The organism is Pseudoalteromonas sp. SWXJZ10B (assembly GCF_015864475.1).
GTDB classification, from domain to species: Bacteria; Pseudomonadota; Gammaproteobacteria; order Enterobacterales; family Alteromonadaceae; genus Pseudoalteromonas; species Pseudoalteromonas arctica.
Map to the genome: position 1 here is coordinate 96,596 of NZ_JADYXD010000001.1, position 22,074 is coordinate 118,669.

Genomic DNA, 22,074 nt, shown 5'->3' on the forward strand with positions numbered 1-22,074 from the left:
TATATATTACGTGGGCTTTATGACAAACATGTGAAATTGGGGTGTGAAAAACAAAAAACCCATTACAATTTTGCAATGGGTTTTGTTAACAAATAACTTAATGTGTTATTACTTACCTATTAAGACTTAAAACTTGTAGCTAATACCAACTTTAGCCTGCCAAGCTGATGACGATGAACTGATTTGCGAGTAATTACGCACATCCGCACCGCCAAAACTGTTGTCTATTTTATATCTACCTTGATCATCAAGACCACCAAAGTCATAAATAGTTTGGTTAGAGTAACCTAAGCGTTTTTCTACACCCCAGTCGCTGTTTAGAAGGTTTGCGAAATTATCAATCATTAGATAAACCTCACCAGTGTGACCTTCAGCAAAGCCAGGTATTTCTTGCTTAATGCTAACATCCATTGTAGTAACCCAAGGTTGAGTTGCTGTATTTTTACCTAAAATCCCACCACGTTGAGATATACCAGCACGCTCTAATAACGGTTCTAACTCAGCCCAAGTCATTTTAGAATCAGCCCAATTTACATTCGGATCATCAGCACCTGTAGGGATATAAGGTAAGTAAGCACCATTAGTGAATAAAGAGCTAGTATCACCTAAGTCTTCATCTTTATACATATTCATTGTGTAACTAAATGGGCGACCTGAACGACGTTCAAAATAAACATTGAACTTGGTTGCATATCCTTCAAAAAATTCAGTGTTATACGCTAAGTTAATTTTAAAGCTGTGCTCAACTTCGTAAAAGCCACGTGCTGCAATATCTTCATTACGATTTACTGTAATATTGTGCTTATAGTTACCTTCTGCCTGAGAAGCTGAACCTGCTGACGATTCTGTAACATCTTGGTGAGCATAGCTTGCCGATACAAACAGGCCATTGTCCCATTGTTTAGCAATACCCGTTGAAATAATAATTGAACGACCATCATCCGATGAATTAGTCATTTCTATGTCAACATTATCGCCACTGTAAATACTTTGATTGATAACACGTTCGCCGTCCGCAGCTAAGCCTACTGGGTTAATAGACGAATTATGCCATACCGCTTCATTTTCTTTTTTATGGTAAGCAATTTCAGCTTGCCATTTAAATCCATCACCTAATAGTTCAGAATCAAACTCATATTCAAAACCTATTTGAGTACGAATACTTGAAGGCAATTTAAAGTCAGGGTCGATATACGCAACGCTACCAGCACCTTGCTCTAATGTATTTTTTATTTCATCAGGAACCTGAGTAATATCAGCTGTGTTATTTGCATAGTAATCATTAATTACATCGTTTTGTGCTGATACTAAAGTAATGCCATCACTTTGGAATGAATTGTTATACCAAACATTTGGAATGCCGCCTTGGAAACGACCAATACCACCATTAATAGTAAGCGCTTCTGTTACGTAGTACTTAAAGCCAACACGAGGAAGTATAATGTCTAGGCCATCAAGATTTTCTTGGTTAGTAAAGCCATACGTATTAGCAAAATTTTCATTTAGAGTTGGTTTATCATCAGATGACAAACGCTCATAACGAACACCTGCTGTAACTTCTAAATCATCACCTACATAAAAAGTATCTTCTATGTAAAGCGCTAGCTGGTTACGTCTTACATCATATGCTGTATCAGCTGAATCATTAGTGTAAGCATTTTGATAAGAGAAATCATAAGAACCAATTTCACGGTTTTCAAAATTTTCTAAGCTATCAAATTTCCACGTTCCAAGAGAGTTTTGAGCAAACAAGTTATATAAACGAAGTGACTCGTACTGAGCTCCAAAGTTTATTTCATGCTCATCCATTAAATACGTAGCGTCTAACGTAAAAGTTAGGTTTTGTGTTTCTGAACGGTTTGCATGGCGGTATTGATCTGTACCAAAGTTGTAAGAAGGACCATTTCGACCGTCTTCCTCAACAGTAATGCTTCCTAAGTTAGAGCGAGTTGCGCTATCAGAGGTAACATCTTTATACGACACACCAATTTCTGTTGAAAAGTTTTCAGTCCAATCAGAGTAAAGTTTAGATGAAAAGTTATTAAACTTAGTTACGTATGCATAAGTGCTTGAAACTAAGGCTATATTATCACCGCCTGTGCTAGAGTTACGCTCATCTTGGTCGTCTTGCCATTGATAAGTGAAATCTAAACGGTGGTCATCACTTGCGTTCCAGCTTAATTTAACAAGCAAGTTTTTGTTTGTATCTTCTGGCGCACCGGCTAATGAATCAGTTAAGCCGTATTCATTATTTAAGATAGAAATGAAACGATTATAGTTAGCTTCAGAAGTATTAAATTCATTTGAAGCACCAGAACCGTCAAAGCCGTAATCTAGATCTAATTCACTTGACCATTCTGCATAGTTAACAAAGTAAAACAGTTCATCTTCAATAATCGCTCCACCGACATTAAAACCAAATCTTTCTTCAGTTTTAATCGGCTCTACTTTATTTGTAGAGTAAGTTTTATGACCTAGCTCATCAAGATCGTCTTCTTGTACAATATTATCAACATCGCCAGCTATCTCAGGAGTAGATATTTCATAAAAGCCAGAGAACTTAAACTCATTTGTACCAGATTTTGTTACTGCGTTAATAGTACCGCCACCAAAGTTACCTTTAGAAGCTGAGAAAGGAGATACATCAACAGAAACTTGTTCAATAGCATCAAGTGCTACAGGAGGCTGAGAAGTAGGGTAGCCACCAAAGTTCAAGCCAAAGTCATCATTTTGACCAATACCGTCAACTGTTAAACCGTTGGTACGAGGGTTACTACCTGCAAACGTTAGCTCACCATTACCATTAATACTGGCAAGTGGGTTTAAGCGCGCAATATCTTTAATGTCACGATTAAAGCTTGGCATATTTTCAATAGTGTCAGAGCCAAATGTACTGCTAGAGCCACCTGATTGTTGAACAATCTTATAACCAGACACTTCAATCTTTTCGATGTTTAGCGGAGCAAGCTGCGAGCTTAAACGGTAAGTTTCACCAAGGTTCAAGTATATATTTTCAACAGTGGTATCGTTAAACGTATCAGAATCAATGATAACCATGTAAGGACCACCTACACGTAAACCATTAGCGATAAACGTACCACTTTCGTTTGTAGTTAGTTCGCTAATAGTACCTGTTGGTTGGTGAATTACTTTGATTTTAACGTTTGCAGCACTGCCACCTGAAGGCGTTGTAATTTTACCACGCATTGCAGATGAAGTATCAGCAGCCATTGCGCTTGTAGAAACACCTAGAGCTAAAATTACCGCTCCAGTTAATTTCGAAAGGCGAAGCTTAGTCATAATGTTGATTTCCCGTGTGTAGGTTATATAAATTTAATACAGTTTATTTGTCAGTCGTCATTTTCAGTGCCGTTTCTAACTCTTTTGCAGAAGGGTCAAATAGGGCATTTAGTAATCCAGCTAATCGAATACCCGCTTGTTGTAAGCGCGTCTTTATAATTGGAGTATTGTTATATATGTAGCTATAACCAATTTCGTTGTTGGTATATTTATAAATTTTTGTGGCTAAATTATGAGATTCTTCAACCCATGTCATAGGTGAGCTTTGTAAATACTCAGCAATTAACTCGCTGTTATTTGTATCAATAAATTGTGCGTACTCAGTAAACGATAAATTCTCGTTCTCAACTAACTTTGTATCCCAAAGGCTGTGAAGATTTGTTTCTTCGTTAAAAAATGAAACCTTAATACGGTTGCCACCTCTATCTTCACTTCGACCAGCATGAAATGGTTGGTGACTGTCGCCCACCAAATGTACTAAAAAACGTAAACTGAACTGTTTAGCATCTAAGGTGCTATTTTTATCAGTGAGCGTTTGCATTGAATAGTGAATGCCTTCTAGGATATTACTTACAGATTCTTTGTTTTTAGTGTGCTCGTGATTGAAGCTGAAAGATTTTCCTGGTGCTGCATTAATATAATGCCAACGAGATGATTGCTTTTGCCAAAACTCGCCAGGGGCAGAGCGCATTTCATCAGGCCACGTTGATATTTGTGCAAGTGATTCACCATCAAGGTAGGGTTGTATTGCCGCTTTAGTTGTTTCGCTTATATGAGATTCTGCAATCTTACCTACAATGCGGTGGCCATTTTGACCCCAAGCATGTGAGTCAGTGCTTGTAAATATTGCACTAATCAAAAGCGCAGAAGATATCGAGTACTTTATATTGCTATGCATTAGAACTTCCTTAATGAATATTTCATGGCGTTGCTACAGGCTAATGCGGTCAATTGTCCTTACTTTTGGTGTTGATAGGAAGGACTCATTAAAATTCATAGTTTCTTATTCACATTACTTTTAAATCAATAGTTTATGTTTAACAGGTAAAATTACTTGTTGTAATAAGTAAGCGAAATTGTTCAAATGCACTATATAGTCTATTTTTGAGTGGCATTGCTTTGAATTTTAAAAATATCGTGTTGCACAAAATGTTAATTGTTACATTTTTGTTTCTATTATTGGTCGTTACGTGGGTTTGCGGTCAAGTTAGTGTATACAATGATGAATTACACTTTCCAGTTATGATCGAAACCTCAACAGAGTGTCAAACAACTGCAACAAGTAACAAAGGCCAATTAATTGTTTTTACGCAATCAAAAAAAATAGCTAAGTTATTAACACAAAAGTTATGCTCTGATAACGTGGTGGCTAAGCAATATGGCTCTGTAAAAGGGTATTGGGGGTATAGAACGGCAGACAGCTTTGAGTTTGTGGGTAAAGGAATTGCTGACTTAATTTTGGCTAAAAACAATATTATGGCAGCCTTTAAAGCAGAGTCGACCTATAACTACCAGCCCGTTGTTGGCTTTTCTGACTACACGGCTTTTTTTATATCTTCTAAAGAAAAACCTAGAGTTACTAAACAATACTTTTTAGATAAGCGCATAGGTTTGCTTGATTATCCGACCAGCCGATCAGGGCATATTTTACCAAAGCAAACGTTTAAAGAGTTGGATATTAATTTAGCCAATTTGAAAATCACTTATGCTAGCTCTCATAACGAATTACGTGATTTACTCGCTAATGGAAAAGTAGATATTATTGCTTCGTTTTGGAAAGAGAGCGACGAAAAACGTTTTTCAAAAAACTATATTACGCCATTGAGTAATAATATTTCTGGAACAAGATGGTATTTAAAAATGCAGCAAAACAACACTGATTTATTATGCGCAGTGCAGGAAAATTTGCTTGATATGTCTAAAGATCAAAGTTTGCATTACTATCAAAACGTCCAGCCATTTTGGCGCTGTGGCGCCAGCTCAGTAGGCTTAAAAGAGGAGGTTGGTGATGAGTAAGTATAAGCAATTACTTGTTATTATAAGTTTGTTTTTTATTTTGTCGTCTGTCTTTTATATTTCTGTAACTCAAAAAAGCCAGCAAGTAGCTAAACAAAAAATTACGCAGATAGAAAGGCAAATAGCACTCGACTTACCCTTACTCGATTTATCAAATGAGCTGCTAAAGCATTCAGGTAATAAAGATGCAGTTAACAGCTACATTAAAACTTTAAACAGCTACATTAATTCGAACGAGCTCAAAGTTGTTGCTATTGCACCAAAAAACGAGATGGTAACACCTGTAAACTCACACCAAATAATACGTAGTTTGAGCACTAATAATGGGTTCGTATTAGTTGTATTTAACGTCCAACAAGCCCACTTTACATTGAGCCATTTTATTTACTATTTTATATTTTTAGTATTAAGTGTATTGATTAGTTTTTGGGTGAAATTTGCGTTTATTAAACAGAGCAATAAGCAGTTTAATAATGCACAGCATCAATCAATTGAAGAGCCTACGCCGCTGATACTTATTGTTGACCTTAACGATAAAACATTATCAAGTAGTTGTAATACAGAACAAAAAATGTGTTTAGCCAATAAGCCATTGTGCTTTTATTTAGCACTTGTAGAGTATTGTACAAATAACGATGATGTAGCGCTTAGTCATAATAAAGATGTGCCAGAGGAGCTGCTAGAGCTTGCTAACAAGTATTTTTATAGGTTGGTCGAACTCGGCCATACGGTTAGAAAAAGGCCTAACTTTAATAATAGCCTAGAAAAAACCCTGAGCGAAGTACGTGCTGCATTAGATGAAGTACTCAGTGAGTATCCTGAAGAAAAAGAGTTATATTATCCACCTAAAGCATACGGGGAGGGTTCTCGCTCTCGTCTGCATAGTTATGGGCTGGCAAATATTAAAAAGGGCAGTATTGAAATAATAGGAAAGTAACAAGGTTACTTTCCTATTATTAGAGGCTATTTAGGAGTAAATTCAGCCGTTTTAAGAGGGCTGTTTTTTGATATAAAATCTTGAAGTGCTTGGGCATCTGTTTCGTCTGTACTAACAAAGCCTTTTTTATTTGTAAGCGCAGGATAGCCATCACCGCCTGATGCGTTATAGCTATTTAAGCTCATACGGTAAGTTTTATTTTTGTTCAAAGGTTGGCCGTTAATAACAACATTAACTAACTGATTATTTTTACGCTCAAACGATAGTTTATGGTATTGCAAGTAAGCGCCAGCATCCGGTGGGAAGCTCGTTACTGTATTTAAATAGTCCCATAAATCACTGCCTTGCCAATCCATGTAAGTAATACGATTTTTAAAAGGATGTACTTTTAAAATATCTTTATAGCTCACTTCACCAGCCTCTATTGAGCTGCGAATACCACCACCACTTATTAGTCCAAAGTCTGCACCCACTACATCCATTTGAGCTTGAATAATTACGCGTGCAAGATTTGTTTGTTGGTAGCGAACTTTGTTTCTGTCACCTTCTAAGCGAGCATCTACTTCACCAATGGTACCTTCAATTTGTTTAGCGCCTTTAGCTTGGTATACCGCTAAATAAGATTCAAGTTTTGAGTCTGGTTTAATGTACTCGTTTGCTAATACTTCTTTAGTTGAGCCATCAGCTTGTACTTTATCTACATACAAATTAACTGGCATCAGTTTGTAGTCTAGTAACGTTAATTTTCCGTTTTCAAGCTTAAACTCAGCTTTACCAACATACTTACCCCATTCATGGGCTTGCATAATGTAAGTACCGTTTTGTTGGTCTGGTTTACAGGCAAGACCTGGTTTAAAGCTATCGTCATTTACATTTGTATCGCTCATACATACAGGTTCTTGAGAGTGGCCACCAATGATCATATCAAGGGTGTTTGCAGGAAGTGAGCGAGCGAGTGTTACATCACCGGGTGCGTTAATACCAAAGCTAGCATCAACATAATGACCCATATGAGTCAGGGCGATTGTAATGTCAGGGTTATACTTAGCTTTTATTTCTTTAGCTAGTTTTGCTGTAACGTCAACAGGGTCTTTAAACTCTAAGTGCCCAATATACTGAGGATTACCAATTTTAGCTGTGTCGGTTGTTGTTAAACCAATAACAGCAATAGTTAATCCATTCTTTTTGAATATTTTATAGCTATCAAACGCGTGTTCGCCTGACTCTTTTTCAAATATATTGGCTGATAGAAAAGGAAAGTTCACCCATTTTTGCTGTTGCTTCAATACATCAATAGGGTTGTCGAATTCGTGATTACCCAATGCCATTGCATCGTAACCAATCAGCGACATTCCTTTAAAGTCAGGCTCTGCTTTTTGTAAGTCTGACTCAGGAATACCTGTATTTATATCACCACCAGAGAGTAGTAATACTGCATGACCTTGCTTTTGAGCTTTATTGCGTAAAGAGTCAATTAACGTTTTGCGAGCGGCCATACCGTATTCGCCTTTTTCGTTTTGCCAAAAACGCCCGTGGTTATCATTAGTATGAAGAACAGTTAAATATTTAGTCGGGGTAGCGCTAAACACGGATTCAGGAGCAGGAGATGTGCATCCGAGTACACTAAAAATAACCGAAAATAAAATAATTATACGCATAAAATACCTATGGATTAAGGTCTACTTAATTTATCAGGCAGCTAGTTTAAACTAGTTCCATGCTAAAAAAACGTACTTATTTACATTTTATTTGGAAGGGGCTGTTAATTGGTTTGTGGCAGCACGTTCACGACGCTTCAACTCCGTATTCGCATACTCTCGCTTGTGGTGATTAGTACCTATCATCCAGGTTAAAAAGCTTGCTGGCAGTTTTGTATAGGGTTCGCCTTTGTGTAAACCAAAGTCGCAAATTGCATGTTTAGTGTGTGGCATTATAAGATCCTGTTGTTTTGTGTTTTTTAAAGGTAACAAAAAGTAGCCATACTCTTAAGATGATTTAATTTTAAATAATTAGATTTATATAGCTAAAAAGAATATAAGTAATGGTATATGTAATTAATTTGTTATCAACACGGTCTAATTTGTATCAACTCGCACTTTAGAATCGATTTTAATCGCCTATGGCATTAATGTGTTAACGCATTAACAATTATCTAAAAATATAACAACAGGAATACAACATGAAAAAACTTTTACTTGGCTCAGTACTCGCCGCAGCAAGCTTTACAAGTGCTGCCACTATTGTCGAAATGAACACGAGCCAAGGTGTCATAGAAATTAACTTGTTTGATCAACAAACACCTAAAACAGTTGCAAATTTTTTAAGCTACGTTCAAGACGATTCATATAACGAAACAGTAATTCACCGCTCTGTTAGTAACTTTGTTATTCAAGGGGGGGGATTTACATTTTCTGACTCGCTAGATGCGATTACCACAAAACCTGCTGTAGAAAATGAACCCGTTTTTTCTAATGTTAAGGGCACCATTGCGATGGCTAAACTATCGGGTGATGCTAATAGCGCAACAAGCCAGTGGTTTTTTAATATTACAGACAATAGTGCAGCACTTGATACGCAAAACGGTGGCTTTACTGTGTTTGGACAAATTACTGCAGCAAGCCAATCAACGTTAGATAAAATTGCAGCATTAGTACACTGTGGTGAAACACCCGTTGTTGGTATTACTGCTGAACAATGTGCAAGCACTGATGTAACAATTAGCAGTGCTAATTTAGTGACTATTCAAAACGTGGCGGTAATGGATGATGATCCTAATTCAGCCGCAGGTCTTACTGTTACTGAAAATACGCTAATTGATTCTGACACATCAACAGATTCAGGTAGCAGTTCTGGCGGCGGATTAATTTGGCTTTTAGGTGCTTTTTTACTTGCGGTTCCTCGTTTAAAGCGTGCTAAATAATTAAAATTAACGGTAATGTGGATGGCGGAAACCAGCCGCCCACATTATTATTAAACTTTGCTGTTTAAAGCATTACTCGCCAAACCATTGCCAGCCAAATTGTAAACACACAAATACACCCTAGTAAAAACACTTTAAAACGTGCTCGTACGTTATTTTCACCTAAATGAATAACACTATGCACAATACGTGTTGCTACAAATAAACAGGCCAGTATAGCCACAAGTGTACTGGCGCTATTTAGTTGTAGTGCAAGTAAACATCCCGCGTAAAAAAGCACAGGTATTTCAAACTGATTCGAAAAGTTTCTATCTGCAACCCTAATAGTGTCGCCAGCCTTATCTAACTGCATTGTTTTAAAATCGCTTAAATCTAGCTGATTGTTTTTAGCTGCTGCAAAGCGCCTTTTACCCATAATGAGCATGACAACCAGTGAAAGCGTAACTTGTGCAAACATGGCAAGTATGATGATTTTTTCCATCGTTTTTCCTTATTATTATTTAGGGTTTGTGTATATTTTGATATTGAGTGAATTTTAATCACGGAAGGTTGGCAGACTCGTAACTAATATTCGATTATGAAGACATTTTTCACAATGTGTTACACAAAATAGCGTTATTTTGTAGAAAGTTATTAATCGAAAATGTTAGTTTAGCTTAACTATATTGCTTTGAATTGGCGCATGCTATTTTGCGCAATACTTTTTAATGGAAAACAAAAATGAAAAAGATTATTGGTTTTAGTGCTATTGCACTTGCAGTTTTAAGTGGTTGTTCAAATACAGCTTCGGTTTCTGTGGCGCCTCAGGCCTCTTTACTATCAGATACGTTAGTTGTAAGCCCTAATGATAACCGCGAATATAAAACACTTAAATTAGCAAACGACATTGAAGTTATTTTAGTGTCTGATCCTAGTGCTGAAAAATCAGCAGCGGCATTAAGCGTAGGTGTTGGTTTACTGCACGACCCGATGTCGCAACAAGGTATGGCGCATTATTTAGAGCACATGCTGTTTTTAGGCACAGATCGTTACCCAGACACAAAAGGGTATTCTGATTTTATGACCAAAAATGGTGGTGCGCACAATGCGTATACGTGGCTCGATATTACTAATTACATGTTTAAAATTAATAACGACGCGTTTGATGAAGGACTAGATCGTTTTTCTGATTTTTTTAAAGCGCCTAAGTTATACCCAGAGTACACAGACAAAGAAAAAAATGCAGTAAATGCTGAATGGTCAATGCGCCGCGAAATGGACTTTTTTGGTCAGTTTAAATTAGCACGTAAAATGATGGGCGATCACCCCGCTAATCGCTTTTTAATTGGTAACCTAGAAACCCTTGGTGATAAAGAAGGCAGTTCTCTTCACAAAGAAACGGTTGATTTTTATAATAAATATTACTCTTCAAATATTATGAAAGTAGCGCTTATTTCTAATTTATCGATTGCAGAAATGGAGCAAAAAGCGCAAAAATACTTTGCTGATATAAAAAATAAAAACATCGAAAAACCAACAGTAACTGCAAAACTTGATTTTGATAACGCTGGCGGAAAACGCGTGTTTTATGCACCAAATGAAGATGTAAAACAGCTACAACTTGATTTCACCATTGCTAATAATAATAGCGAATTCGCGCTTAAACCAAATCGGTTTGTAGCATATTTACTAAGTAATGAAATGCCGGGCAGCCCAGCGCAACTGCTTCGCGACAAAGGGTGGGTGTCTCAGCTTTCGGCTTCAGCTGCACCAAATCAATATGGTAACTACGGGTCATTAAACGTAAACGCAGAGCTTACAGATGAAGGCATGAGAAATCGTGACGAAATAGTTGCGACTATTATGCAGTACATCGATTTAATTAAAAAAGAAGGCGTTGATAGCAAGTACTTCAACGAAATTCGTACATCACTAAATAACCAGTTTAAGTTTTTAGAAAAAGGTGATGAGTTTAATTATGTAAGCTCGCTTACACAAAGCATGCAAGACTATCCGTTAAATCACGCTATTAATGCGCCATATTATTATGCAAAATTTGATGCTGACGCTGTAAACAATGTACTTAAGCAGTTAAATGCCGATACTCTCCGTATTTGGTATGTATCGCAGCAAGAAGAAACAGACTCACAACTACACTTTTACGACGGTAAATACCGCATTAGTGATATTAGCGATGATGAAATTGCCAGCTGGAAAAAGCCAAGCGAGTTTAAGCTAGCATTACCAACTGTAAACAATTTATTACCTGAAAACTTTGCAATAAAAACCCAAGCTTTTAAAGAGCAAAAACACCCTGAGCTTGCTTACGATAAAAATGGTGTAAAAGTATGGCGCCAAGCAAGTCAAAAATTTGCAGAGCAACCCAAAGGGCTTGTTGAAGTATATATAAATACCCAACCGGGTTTGAACGACATTAAAGCAGAAGTTTTATACTCTGTTTGGGCTGATTTATATAACATTCAACAAAGTCAGTTAAGTACCGAAGCGGCAATCGCTGGTATGAGCGTAAGCCTTGCACCGAGTAACGGTCTTGTTTTATCTATGAGTGGTTTTACAGATAAACAAGATGTATTACTTAAACAAGCTTTAACCGGATTAAAAGCCGATGAAACAGCACAAGCATTTAGCCAAGCTGTTGATCGCTTTAAACGTAATTTACTAAACCAACAAAAACAGTTTCCGTATGCACAAGCATTTGGTGAATATTCAAAACTAACGCGTACAGGTGGTTTTGATACAGATGCGCTTATTAAAGCCGCTGACTCACTGAGTGTTGCCGACTTAGCACAATTAAAAACAGCTACGTTTGCACAAAATGATTTACGCGTATTTAGTTACGGTAACTACAACCAACAAGATATTAACGCAATTGCAGAAGAGCTAAGCGCAACACTACCAAGTAATCATACACGTACTGAATTTGCACGTAGTAAAGCATGGTTACCACAACCAGGTGAAACGCTGGTACTGCAAAAAGACATTGATGTAGCGGACGTAGCCGTAGTTGATATGACCGTTCATCCAATTGCTGGCTATAAACAAAAAGCACAGGCGGCAGTATTACAAAGCCACTTTAGAACAGTTGCGTTTGATAAAATGCGTACTGAGGAGCAGCTTGCTTATGCAGTAGGTGCATTGGCTCGCCCAATTGAAGATTATTCGGCAATTGGTTTGTTTATACAAACACCAGTTAAAGGCCCTAAAGAAATTCAAAATCGTTTCGATAAGTTTAAAAAAGAATATGCTGTTGAGCTTGATAACATGAGTGAAGAGACGTTTGAGCAACTTAAAAACTCAACCCTTGTATCACTTAAAGAGCAGCCTAAAAACTTAAGCGACGAAATGAGCCCACTTATAAGCGATTGGTACCGTGAAAACTTTACCTTTGATTCTAAGCAAAAGCTGATTGATGAAGTTGAAAAAGTAACGCTCGCTGATATAAAAGATTACTACAAGCAAACAATGCTTAACCCTAATGCAGCACGTTTAAATGTGCAGTTACGCGGGACTAAGTTTATAGAAAGTGACTTTGCTGATTTACCTAATCAAACAAAAATCACAACGCTTGATGCCTATTACAATGGTATTAAACTACAAAAGTAACCTTTATTCGTACGGTTAAAAATAAACCCCAATGTATCGCTACATTGGGGTTTATTATTTTTTAAGCTAATTTAAGCCATTATTAAAAAGCCTATTACGGCAAGTGCCGCAGCAATTAGTGTATATGGCAATTGTGTAACCGCATGGCTCATTAAATTACAACCAGAACCTTGCGCTGCGAGCACCGTTGAATCTGAGTAAAAGCACGCTTGGCTACCAAAAGAAGAAGCCGATAATAGCGCACCAATTACCAAGGGGATGTTTGCATCAACCGCATTTGCCAGTGGCATAACAATCGGAATTGATACAGCAAAAATACCCCAGCTAGACCCTGTTGCAAACGCTAAAATAGCCATCGAAATAAACACCACAGCCGGTAAGTATCCAGCGGTCATATAAGGGCTTAAGCTACCAATAACAAACTGAGGCAAACCAATTAAGTCGCATACGTCTTTGAATATAAACGCCGCTATAACAGTGCCAATAGCGGGGATCATACTTTTAAAGCCATCAAGCATGCGCTCAATCATTTCACTTACGCTCATTAATTTTTGTAGCGCATAAAACGGGAGAGTGACCGCCATTGTTGCTAGTAAGCCTTTGTATACGTCTATTTCAAAGTAAACAGTAAATGCGACCAGTAAAATGATCGGCACTAAAAAATTACGTAATTTACCTTTAGGATCGGCATCTTCAAAGTTTTCTTCAGCTGCTTTTACTGCGTATTCATCCGCTGTTTGAACATCATTGTATTGAGCTGGATCGACTTGAGCTTGCTCAATTTGCGCCATTTGTTCTGCTTTTTTCATTGGACCAATCGCAGGAATAATACCCAGCACAACAAGTAAAACAACAAGCACTGCAAACCACGCGTAAAACATGTACGGAATAGCTTGAATATAAACAGCAATACCTTTGCCTTCTTCAGCAATACCGTTATCCACCAGTAAGCCACCAAAAAATACCGCCCAGGTAGATAAAGGGACAAGTACACAAATAGGTGCAGCAGTTGAGTCAACAACATAGGCAAGCATTTCGCGGCTAACTTTAAATTTATCGGTAATGCGTTTCATGGTTTCACCCACGGTAAGCGCATTTAAGTAGTCATCAATAAAAATAACCACACCCAAGCAAAAGGTCATAAACAAAGATGAACGCTTACCTTTGGTGTATTTAAGGGCTAACTTACCAAAAGCCGACGCGCCACCTGTACGTACTAATAGCGCGATAAGAGCACCAAAACCACCACATACAAGTATTAGCCAGCCGATGGTTTCGTCTGTCATCACTTTTAGCGATGTACTCGCAAAGTTAGTAAGTACTTGTGCAGGGTCGGCTATAACTAAACCAACTAATGCACCAATAAGTAAAGATAAAATAGGGCGGCGTAATACAACAGCCAATACAACCACCACTAACGGTGGTAGTAAACTCAACGCAGAAGGTTCAAGCATTTAAGTATTCACAAAATTAAAAGCATGCATAAAAATTAAAAAATATTAATTTTAAGCTGCTTATACAAAAACAAAGAAGATGATAAGTTTGTTGTTAAATCATTTTCCAAGTCACTGCTTTTGTACGCGAGGGAGGGACACATAAACAGTTATGTTAAATAGCAGCTTAAGTGAAACGCGTTGGCTTTGGCGCCAGACGGTGCAAGGAGTGCAAACCGCTATTGTTGTGCCTGTAAAAACATCAGCGCAAAAATAATCTGCTTTTGTATTTCAGTCAACAAAAAAACACATGATTGATAAAATTTATTAGAGGCGGCTTTAATAGTGTGATTCATATGGCTCACTTTTTTGTGGCGCGGAGTGTTGAGCAGGATGAAAATTATTAAAGAAGGAGTTTTAAGCGAAAGGTACGGCGGTAATTGATGATAAAACCGCCGTGCTTGCATTTTTACTCAATGATTAGAGTCTTGCTTGTTCTATTTGTTTTGCAACATTTAGGTTTATATTGAGCCATGTTGCTTCAAGCGTTGAAACTAAACCATCGTAGCCGTCATCATCAATAGCTACTACGTTTGAGAAGTTATGAATGCTGATCAAACGCCTGCCGGTCTCTGGGTGTGTGTAATATAATCGCCAAAGACCAGAAATATCAGCGTTACCTTGCATATCGCCATTAAAGTGGTGAATCTCGTACTCAAGTTCATAAAACGTTTGTTGATCGAGTTCAGTAATCACCGGTAAGCCCTTTATCACCATCCAGTTAGGCATAGCATTAAAAAGTGTTTGCTGGGCTGTTGCTGTGAGCATTACATCCGGCGATTCACCCCACAGGTTGTAATTAGCAGCATGTATTTGGTTGCTATCTATTTTCATAGCGATGCCTAAATTATTTAAAGCACCTCTAAGTACAACTGTTTGTATTCTTAATTGTGCGTCTGTATCAGCAACGTTTCGAGATGATGCACCAATAGGCTGCTCAAACTGATAATACTGTGTCGCAGTTTGTATTGATGAACTACAACCTGCCAATAGTAATAATAAACTTGCAGTTAAAAATAACGATTTCATTATTGCTTCCTTGGTTTTGGATCTGCTGGTAATGATTTATCAAAAATTAGCATATTAGGTTGCTCGTTCAAACCGCGAGTAAGTGGCTGTAGGCCTTCACTTAAACGTTTAAATTCTTTTAACGTTTGCTGTATTTGATGATGAAGCTCAGAGCCTGCTTGGTAACTGGCCATGGTTTTATCAAATTGGCGCATAGTTACTTCAAACTGCTCCATACTTTTTGTCATCTTTTCGAAATTACGATTAAAGTCGCCTGGTAAGTTTTGTGTATCTTTTTGGCTTAGCAGCTCTCGCATTTCATTAGCAAGCGCTCGGTAATCGGTAAATGTGGCTTGCATTTGTTCTAAGCTATCTTCAACTTTTAAGTTATTTACTTTATTAAGTACGTCAGATACTTGGTCTGCTAATACGGTTATGCCGCTAGAAATACTCGGAAAAACATCATACTGCACAAGTTTACCTAGGTGCGCTTGCGGTGCATCTGGGTATATATCAAAATCAACGTACACTGCACCCGTTAATAAATTACCAGGCTTTAACGAGGCGCGCATACCACTTTCAATCCAGCCTTTTAAACTACCTTGCCAATACTCTTTAGCTGAGGCACTGTCGTGATACAAGCGTCCGTATTCTACTTTTATAAGTACTGGAACCGCCGTATTATGGTTTCTAAAGTGGGCAGGTTTACCGTCAATAATTACATTGGCAGGGGTTTCAACAACAGTACCTACACGCATACCTCTATATTCGACAGGAGCACCAGTGCGTAGTCCTCGAACTGATTGTTCAAATTCAATGAGGTAGTAATCAAAATCGTAAAAGCGCTCTTCTAGCGCTTCTTTATAGCTTTGGCTTAACGAAAAGCTATGCCCATCTTGTGCTATTTCACCCGGGGCCTGTTGTTCAGGTAAGCCAACCGAAATGCCGCCTTTTAAAAGTTTACTTAAAGAGCCCGTATTAATATTGATGCCATCGGCAGATAGGTCAATTTCAATCCCTGCGTTCACCCAAAAAATAGAGTTCATGGTGATGAGATTTTGATAAGGTTCTTTAATAAATACGCCGTACTTCATTGCTTGGTTTTCCCAATCAAAAGTGGCGGTTTCTATTTGACCTATTTTGTAATTTTTGAAAAATATACCGGTACTCACATCAAGCACTTCAGCGTTGTAACTCATTAATTTGAAACGGCCACCTTTCACATCTTTACCAATGAGGGCGGGTTCGTCTTGTAATTTAAAACGCTCTTTTAGCTCTTTACTTTCACCGGGTGAAAACTCTAAATATACACCAGACAATAGCGTGCTCATTCCGCTAATACCCGTTTCATCAATGCGTGGTTTTACGACCCAAATTTTGGCATCATCAGTTAATAAGTTATTGTAGTTTTTGTCTATTTGCGCACGGGCAATAACGCTGTCTTGGGTGTCTGATAGTCGAACATGATCAATTTGACCTATTTTTACACTGCGCACTTTTATTTCAGTTTTACCTGCAATAATGCCCTCAGCTTGTGGCATTTCGATAAAAATTGTAGGGCCTTTATTAGCTTGGTATTGGTATAACATCCACATGCCCACTAACAGCGCAATTGCCGGAATGATCCAGATAGCGGAAATTTTCGGTTCTTTTGTTATTTCGGCAGTTTCGGTCATGCTTTGTTCTCTGATTTTTTGTTTTTAGGGGAATCCCACAACAAGCGTGGGTCAAAGGCATGGGCAGCCATCATTTGGCATATTACCATAACTGTAAAAAATACAATGCCTAATCCTGGTGTTACTGACATTAAATTACCCAGTTGAACTAAGGCAACTAAAATAGCAACCACGAATACATCTATCATCGACCATTTTCCAATAAACTCAGTCAGTTGATAAATTCGGGTGTAACTTTTTGTATGTCTATTGGCAGGCCTCGTTACCATAAAGCATAAAAAGCTCAATACAAAAGCTTTAGCAAGTGGCACCACAACGCTGGCTAAAAATATAATAGCGGCAATAGGGTAGGAGCCACTTTTCCAAAGTGTAATTACGCCACCAATTAAAGTTGAAGGGGATTCATCCCCAAGGCTAGTGGTATGCATAATAGGCAAAACATTAGCTGGAATATAACAAACAACAGAGGTAATTAGCCAAGCTGCTGCTTTTTGTACGCTGTAAGGGTTTCTGACATGTGTTTTAGTATGGCAACGCTGGCATACATTACCTGTACAAAGTTGATGGCACACATGGCAAGCTTTAATATTTTCATCTATTGCACGTTTAGCATGCTCTGCGCCTTCGAGTACTTTTACAGGCTTTATTTGAGCCCATAAGCGTGGGCGATTTAAGTGAACAAGCGCGGCTATGTATAAAATAACAAACCCCACATAAGCCCAAAAACTCGTGCCAAAGCTAATATCAGCCAGCGACATGATTTTAACCATACTAACAAGTACGCCAATTAAAAATATTTCCGACATAATCCAGGGCTCTAACGCAAGGGTGAACTTTAGTAGTCGCCTTGCTATGCCCTCTGGTAATGTTTTTAAAAGCCCAAGATGCAAAGGAATTAAAATAAGAAGCAAACCCATAGGCAGAGCAATAATGCTCAAATCGATAAATAAGCCAAGCAGTTCACTATCGTAATTAAATAAAATCCGAGCCGCGTCGGGCAGAGTAATAGTTTGAGTAATACCACTACTGCTAAAAGAAATAAAAGGGTAAAACATACTGCTCAGCAGCATTAATAGTGCGCTAAAGCTTAGTGCAACTATACGACTATCGTGATTAACATCGGCTTCGCAAAGTTTATGGTGGCAATGTGGGCATATCGCCATTTGTTTTGCGATTATGCGAGGTATATCTATGATCAGATCGCAGCAGGGGCATACAGTTTGCAATTTAATACCAAGCAAGAAGAATATTTCTTCAATTTTGCTATATTTAATACATTAATACAACGCGTTCTGCTATCAAGCTGTTCGTTATATAAAGGAAGCATGTGAAATATTATTTTTACTACATATTAATGTGGCTCTTTATTTGCTCGCAAAATGCTGTGGCTATTAATAAAGAGCGAGAGGTAATCATCGCTGCGAGCGCATCAATTCACCCCTATGTTTTTGTAAAAACGGACTCGGGTATACACCTAAATTTAATAAAAGCCGCGTTAAATGCCAATGGATTTGCTAATATTAATGTGCAATATATGTCGAATAAACGCGCTGAGCATCAATTACATAATAAAGGAGTAGATATACTTTTAAATTATGCTGGAGGAATTAGTGCGGGTATTTATCCAAGTAAAACGGTACTTAGTTATGAAAATGTGGCCATTACACTCAAGCGAAATAAATATAACATCGATAAAATAGAAGGCATGTTTAATAAAAACGTTCTTGCTTTTCAAAATGCAACGGCATATCTGCCTCCTATATTTAAAAGGAATGTTAAACACTTTAGCTCATATCAAGAGGTTATTAATCAAAAAGCGCAGGTAGATAAGCTGTTAAAAGGTTGGGTTGATGTAATTGTGTTAGATAAGCGTATTTTTTACTATTACTACAATCAACATAAATCCCCCGAAGCTGTGCAAATTTACACTTTATTTCCAAAAGCAGATCGACCTGCTTATTTTAACAACTTCTCTTTAGCTACTGAGTTTGATATTGGTTTGGCGCTCATCAAGCAAAATGGTACTTATAAAAGGATTGTTGATGAAGGCCAAACCCATTCATCAATCAAATAAAGCCACTGTTTGACGTGTAAGCGCTATTAGCTCACCCGACTGCGACCATATACAGCCATCCTCTAAACCGTAACCATCTTTTGAATGATGAGTAATTGCTTCAAAGCCAAGCCATTCTCCAGGTGTTAAGTTTGGCTCTTGCACAAATTCTAAATACCACGACATGCTACTTGCAGGAGCGGGTTGTTTAAACATTTGTAAAAGTGTTGGCGGCCATGCATCGGTAAGTGCAATCACATGGGCTTCAGTTATTTGTTCGGGCGTATGTTTAAAGCGCATCCAGCCACCTAAATGAGAAGTTTCTGCACTACTAAATGGCATAGCACCTTGTTGGGGGCATAAATCAACATGTTGGAAAAATTCAGGCATCTGACCTTTTATAAAAGGTAACGTGTGGCGCTCATCTACTGGCTTTAAACCCAAAGACTTCGAAACAGGCACATTAATACCCGACTCTCTACTTTTAGCAAAACACGCTTGTACAATTACGCACACTTGTTCATTTTGAATCGCTTTGGCGAGTACCTGTGTACTGCTTTTACCTTGGCGCAGTATTTCAACAGACAATGAAAAAGAGGTATCGGCAAGTAATGGCCCTACAAAATTAGTACTGAGTGAAAGTAAGCGACGATCATCCGTTACCTTGCCTCTGATTGCTTGATATAACAGTGCAGCCGAAAGCCCACCAAAAGCAGTTCTGCCCTGACACCAGTTTTCTGGGAATTGCATTGTGCAAGTTGATTGTTCGGTATTGTCTGAATTTCCAATTTTTGAAGCTTGCTGAAGTAATTGTTCAAAATGCATAGAAGATATCCTTTTATAGTGCGATTTAATAAATTTATAACACAATCAAACTAGTCAGACCAGTAATTAAAAGCGACTCCAGCGGTGTAAAAATCATCATTCCTTACAATTATTAGGGTTATTTTGTAAATAAATCATAAAAAATGAATTTTTTTTCATTTTTACAGTTGAAATAAGTTTGGCGCATCCCTATTTACTATGTCATCGAACGTATTAACGAATATTGAAGTTGGAGAAGTTTCATGGGTAAAATTATTGGAATCGATTTAGGTACTACAAACTCTTGTGTTGCAGTACTTGATGGTGGCAAAGCACGTGTTATTGAAAACGCGGAAGGCGATCGCACAACCCCGTCTATTATTGCTTACACGCAAGACGGCGAAACATTAGTAGGTCAATCTGCTAAGCGTCAAGCGGTTACTAACCCGACAAACACATTATTTGCAATTAAGCGTTTAATTGGTCGTCGTTTTGAAGACGAAGAAGTACAACGCGATATCGGCATCATGCCGTTTAAAATTGTTAAAGCTGATAACGGCGATGCATGGGTAGAAGCGGGCGGCGAAAAACGCGCTGCACCACAAATTTCTGCTGAAGTACTGAAAAAAATGAAGAAAACAGCTGAAGACTTCTTAGGTGAAGAAGTAACTGAAGCCGTAATCACAGTACCTGCATACTTTAATGATTCACAACGTCAAGCTACGAAAGATGCTGGTCGTATTGCGGGTCTTGAAGTTAAACGTATTATCAATGAGCCAACTGCTGCGGCACTTGCTTACGGTATGGATAAAAACCGTGGCGAAAACGTAGTTGCAGTATATGACTTAGGTGGCGGTACTTTCGATTTATCAATCATTGAAATTGATGAAGTTGAAGGCGAGCACACTTTTGAAGTACTTGCTACAAACGGCGACACTCACTTAGGTGGTGAAGATTTCGATAACCGCGTAATCAACTACTTAGTAGCTGAATTCAAGAAAGATCAAGGCTTAGACCTTAAAAATGATCCGCTTGCAATGCAACGTGTTAAAGAAGCCGCTGAAAAAGCAAAAATTGAGCTTTCATCTGCACAGTCTACAGAAGTAAATCTTCCGTATGTAACTGCTGATGCATCTGGTCCTAAGCACATGAACGTGAAACTAACACGCGCTAAGCTTGAGTCACTAGTTGAAGATTTAGTAACTAAAACAATTGAGCCACTTAAACGTGCACTTGCTGATGCTGATTTATCAGTAAGCGACATCAACGACATTATTCTTGTTGGTGGTCAAACACGTATGCCTTTAGTACAAAAAATCGTTGCAGAGTTCTTCGGTAAAGAGCCTCGTAAAGATGTTAACCCTGATGAAGCAGTAGCCGTAGGCGCAGCGATTCAAGGTGGTGTACTTGCTGGTGACGTTAAAGATGTACTATTACTAGACGTTTCTCCATTATCTCTAGGTATTGAGACAATGGGTTCAGTAATGACTGCATTGATTGAGAAAAACACGACGATTCCTACTAAGAAATCGCAAACTTTCTCAACAGCTGAAGATAATCAATCTGCTGTAACAATTCATGTACTTCAAGGTGAGCGTAAACGTTCAAGTGACAATAAATCTCTAGGTCAATTTAACCTAGAAGGTATTCGTCCAGCACAACGTGGTACACCACAAATCGAAGTTACATTTGATGTTGATGCCGATGGTATCTTACATGTATCTGCTAAAGATAAAGATACAGGTAAAGAGCAAAAAATTACGATTCAAGCATCTTCTGGTTTAAGCGATGACGAAATTGAAGCGATGGTTCGTGATGCAGAAGCACATGCTGAAGACGATAAAAAGTTTGAAGAACTTGTAGCTGCTCGTAACCAAGCTGACGCTTTAGTTCACGGTACACGTAAGCAAATTGAAGAAGCTGGCGATGCATTACCAAACGAAGACAAAGAAGCAATTGAAGCTGCTGTTGTAGATTTAGAAGCTGCAATTAAGAGCGACAATAAAGAAGAGATTGAAGCTAAAACTCAAGCTCTTGCTGAAAAGTCTCAAAAACTAATGGAAATTGCTCAAGCGAAAGCACAGCAAGGTTCAGCAGACGCTGGCGAACAACAGTCAACTAAGCAAGACGACGACGTTGTTGATGCAGAGTTCGAAGAAGTGAAAGACGACAAGTAATTGTTGCTACCGCTTCTCGCTAGCCAAAAACACTTAACTCAGTTAGGTGTTTAGGTTAGGATGAACAATTGAGGCGCGCGAGCAATA

At 38.1% G+C, this 22,074-nt stretch carries 16 protein-coding genes; 6 read left to right on the forward strand and 10 right to left on the reverse strand.

Annotated features, from left to right (window positions below):
- Positions 1 to 126: 126 nt before the first annotated feature.
- Both I6F54_RS00440 and I6F54_RS00445 read right to left on the reverse strand, forming a co-directional pair.
- Positions 127 to 3,300, reverse strand: coding sequence for a TonB-dependent receptor (locus I6F54_RS00440; protein WP_024607515.1), 3,174 nt, complete (start codon positions 3,298 to 3,300; stop codon positions 127 to 129).
- 43 nt (positions 3,301 to 3,343) lie between these two features.
- Positions 3,344 to 4,198, reverse strand: coding sequence for a S1/P1 nuclease (locus tag I6F54_RS00445; protein ID WP_165728351.1), 855 nt, complete (start codon positions 4,196 to 4,198; stop codon positions 3,344 to 3,346).
- Positions 4,199 to 4,449: 251 nt separating this feature from the next.
- Here I6F54_RS00445 and I6F54_RS00450 point away from each other — a divergent pair, with 251 nt between their 5' ends.
- Positions 4,450 to 5,316 carry a hypothetical protein gene (locus I6F54_RS00450; protein ID WP_197119942.1) on the forward strand — a complete coding sequence of 289 codons (867 nt, stop codon included), beginning with the start codon at positions 4,450 to 4,452 and terminating at the stop codon, positions 5,314 to 5,316.
- Positions 5,309 to 6,253, forward strand: a complete 945-nt coding sequence (locus tag I6F54_RS00455; RefSeq protein WP_165741119.1) for a hypothetical protein — start codon at positions 5,309 to 5,311, stop codon at positions 6,251 to 6,253. The genes I6F54_RS00450 and I6F54_RS00455 overlap by 8 nt, the downstream gene beginning before the upstream one ends.
- Positions 6,254 to 6,279: 26 nt before the next feature.
- On the opposite strand, the gene ushA is transcribed toward I6F54_RS00455, so the two are convergent.
- Together ushA and I6F54_RS00465 are read right to left on the reverse strand one after the other, a co-directional pair.
- Positions 6,280 to 7,911, reverse strand: a complete 1,632-nt coding sequence (ushA, locus tag I6F54_RS00460) for a bifunctional UDP-sugar hydrolase/5'-nucleotidase UshA (RefSeq protein ID WP_121953579.1) — start codon at positions 7,909 to 7,911, stop codon at positions 6,280 to 6,282.
- Between the two features lie 87 nt (positions 7,912 to 7,998).
- Positions 7,999 to 8,184 (reverse strand): hypothetical protein, encoded by a 186-nt coding sequence (locus I6F54_RS00465; protein ID WP_024591811.1) that lies wholly within the window; start codon positions 8,182 to 8,184, stop codon positions 7,999 to 8,001.
- 248 nt (positions 8,185 to 8,432) lie between these two features.
- Between I6F54_RS00465 and I6F54_RS00470 the strand changes: the two genes are divergently transcribed.
- Entirely contained in the window at positions 8,433 to 9,173 is a 741-nt protein-coding gene (locus I6F54_RS00470) for a peptidylprolyl isomerase (RefSeq protein ID WP_101163565.1), read from the forward strand.
- A 64-nt stretch (positions 9,174 to 9,237) separates the two neighbouring features.
- On the opposite strand, the gene I6F54_RS00475 is transcribed toward I6F54_RS00470, so the two are convergent.
- On the reverse strand, positions 9,238 to 9,654 hold the full coding sequence (locus I6F54_RS00475; protein ID WP_197139343.1) for an MAPEG family protein: 417 nt from the start codon (positions 9,652 to 9,654) through the stop codon (positions 9,238 to 9,240).
- 239 nt (positions 9,655 to 9,893) lie between these two features.
- On the opposite strand from I6F54_RS00475, the gene I6F54_RS00480 reads away from it, so the two are divergent.
- Entirely contained in the window at positions 9,894 to 12,776 is a 2,883-nt protein-coding gene (locus I6F54_RS00480; RefSeq protein ID WP_197139344.1) for an insulinase family protein, read from the forward strand.
- Positions 12,777 to 12,847: 71 nt separating this feature from the next.
- Here the strand turns inward: I6F54_RS00480 and I6F54_RS00485 are convergent, their stop codons facing one another.
- From I6F54_RS00485 to I6F54_RS00500, 4 genes are all read right to left on the reverse strand, one after another.
- Positions 12,848 to 14,230 carry a Na+/H+ antiporter NhaC family protein gene (locus I6F54_RS00485; protein ID WP_197139345.1) on the reverse strand — a complete coding sequence of 461 codons (1,383 nt, stop codon included), beginning with the start codon at positions 14,228 to 14,230 and terminating at the stop codon, positions 12,848 to 12,850.
- Positions 14,231 to 14,689: 459 nt separating this feature from the next.
- Entirely contained in the window at positions 14,690 to 15,298 is a 609-nt protein-coding gene (locus tag I6F54_RS00490) for a PqiC family protein (protein WP_166420043.1), read from the reverse strand.
- Positions 15,298 to 16,953 (reverse strand): intermembrane transport protein PqiB, encoded by a 1,656-nt coding sequence (gene pqiB, locus I6F54_RS00495; RefSeq protein WP_007582433.1) that lies wholly within the window; start codon positions 16,951 to 16,953, stop codon positions 15,298 to 15,300. Before pqiB ends, I6F54_RS00490 begins: the two co-directional genes overlap by 1 nt.
- Positions 16,950 to 18,116, reverse strand: coding sequence for a paraquat-inducible protein A (locus tag I6F54_RS00500; protein WP_024593151.1), 1,167 nt, complete (start codon positions 18,114 to 18,116; stop codon positions 16,950 to 16,952). The genes pqiB and I6F54_RS00500 overlap by 4 nt, the downstream gene beginning before the upstream one ends.
- A 164-nt stretch (positions 18,117 to 18,280) precedes the next feature.
- Between I6F54_RS00500 and I6F54_RS00505 the strand changes: the two genes are divergently transcribed.
- On the forward strand, positions 18,281 to 19,027 hold the full coding sequence (locus I6F54_RS00505; RefSeq protein ID WP_024593152.1) for a substrate-binding periplasmic protein: 747 nt from the start codon (positions 18,281 to 18,283) through the stop codon (positions 19,025 to 19,027).
- Here I6F54_RS00505 and I6F54_RS00510 read toward each other — a convergent pair.
- Positions 19,016 to 19,831, reverse strand: a complete 816-nt coding sequence (locus tag I6F54_RS00510) for a thioesterase family protein (protein ID WP_197139346.1) — start codon at positions 19,829 to 19,831, stop codon at positions 19,016 to 19,018. The genes I6F54_RS00505 and I6F54_RS00510 overlap by 12 nt on opposite strands.
- 242 nt (positions 19,832 to 20,073) lie before the next feature.
- On the opposite strand from I6F54_RS00510, the gene dnaK reads away from it, so the two are divergent.
- Entirely contained in the window at positions 20,074 to 21,987 is a 1,914-nt protein-coding gene (dnaK, locus tag I6F54_RS00515; RefSeq protein WP_008171317.1) for a molecular chaperone DnaK, read from the forward strand.
- Positions 21,988 to 22,074: the final 87 nt, after the last annotated feature.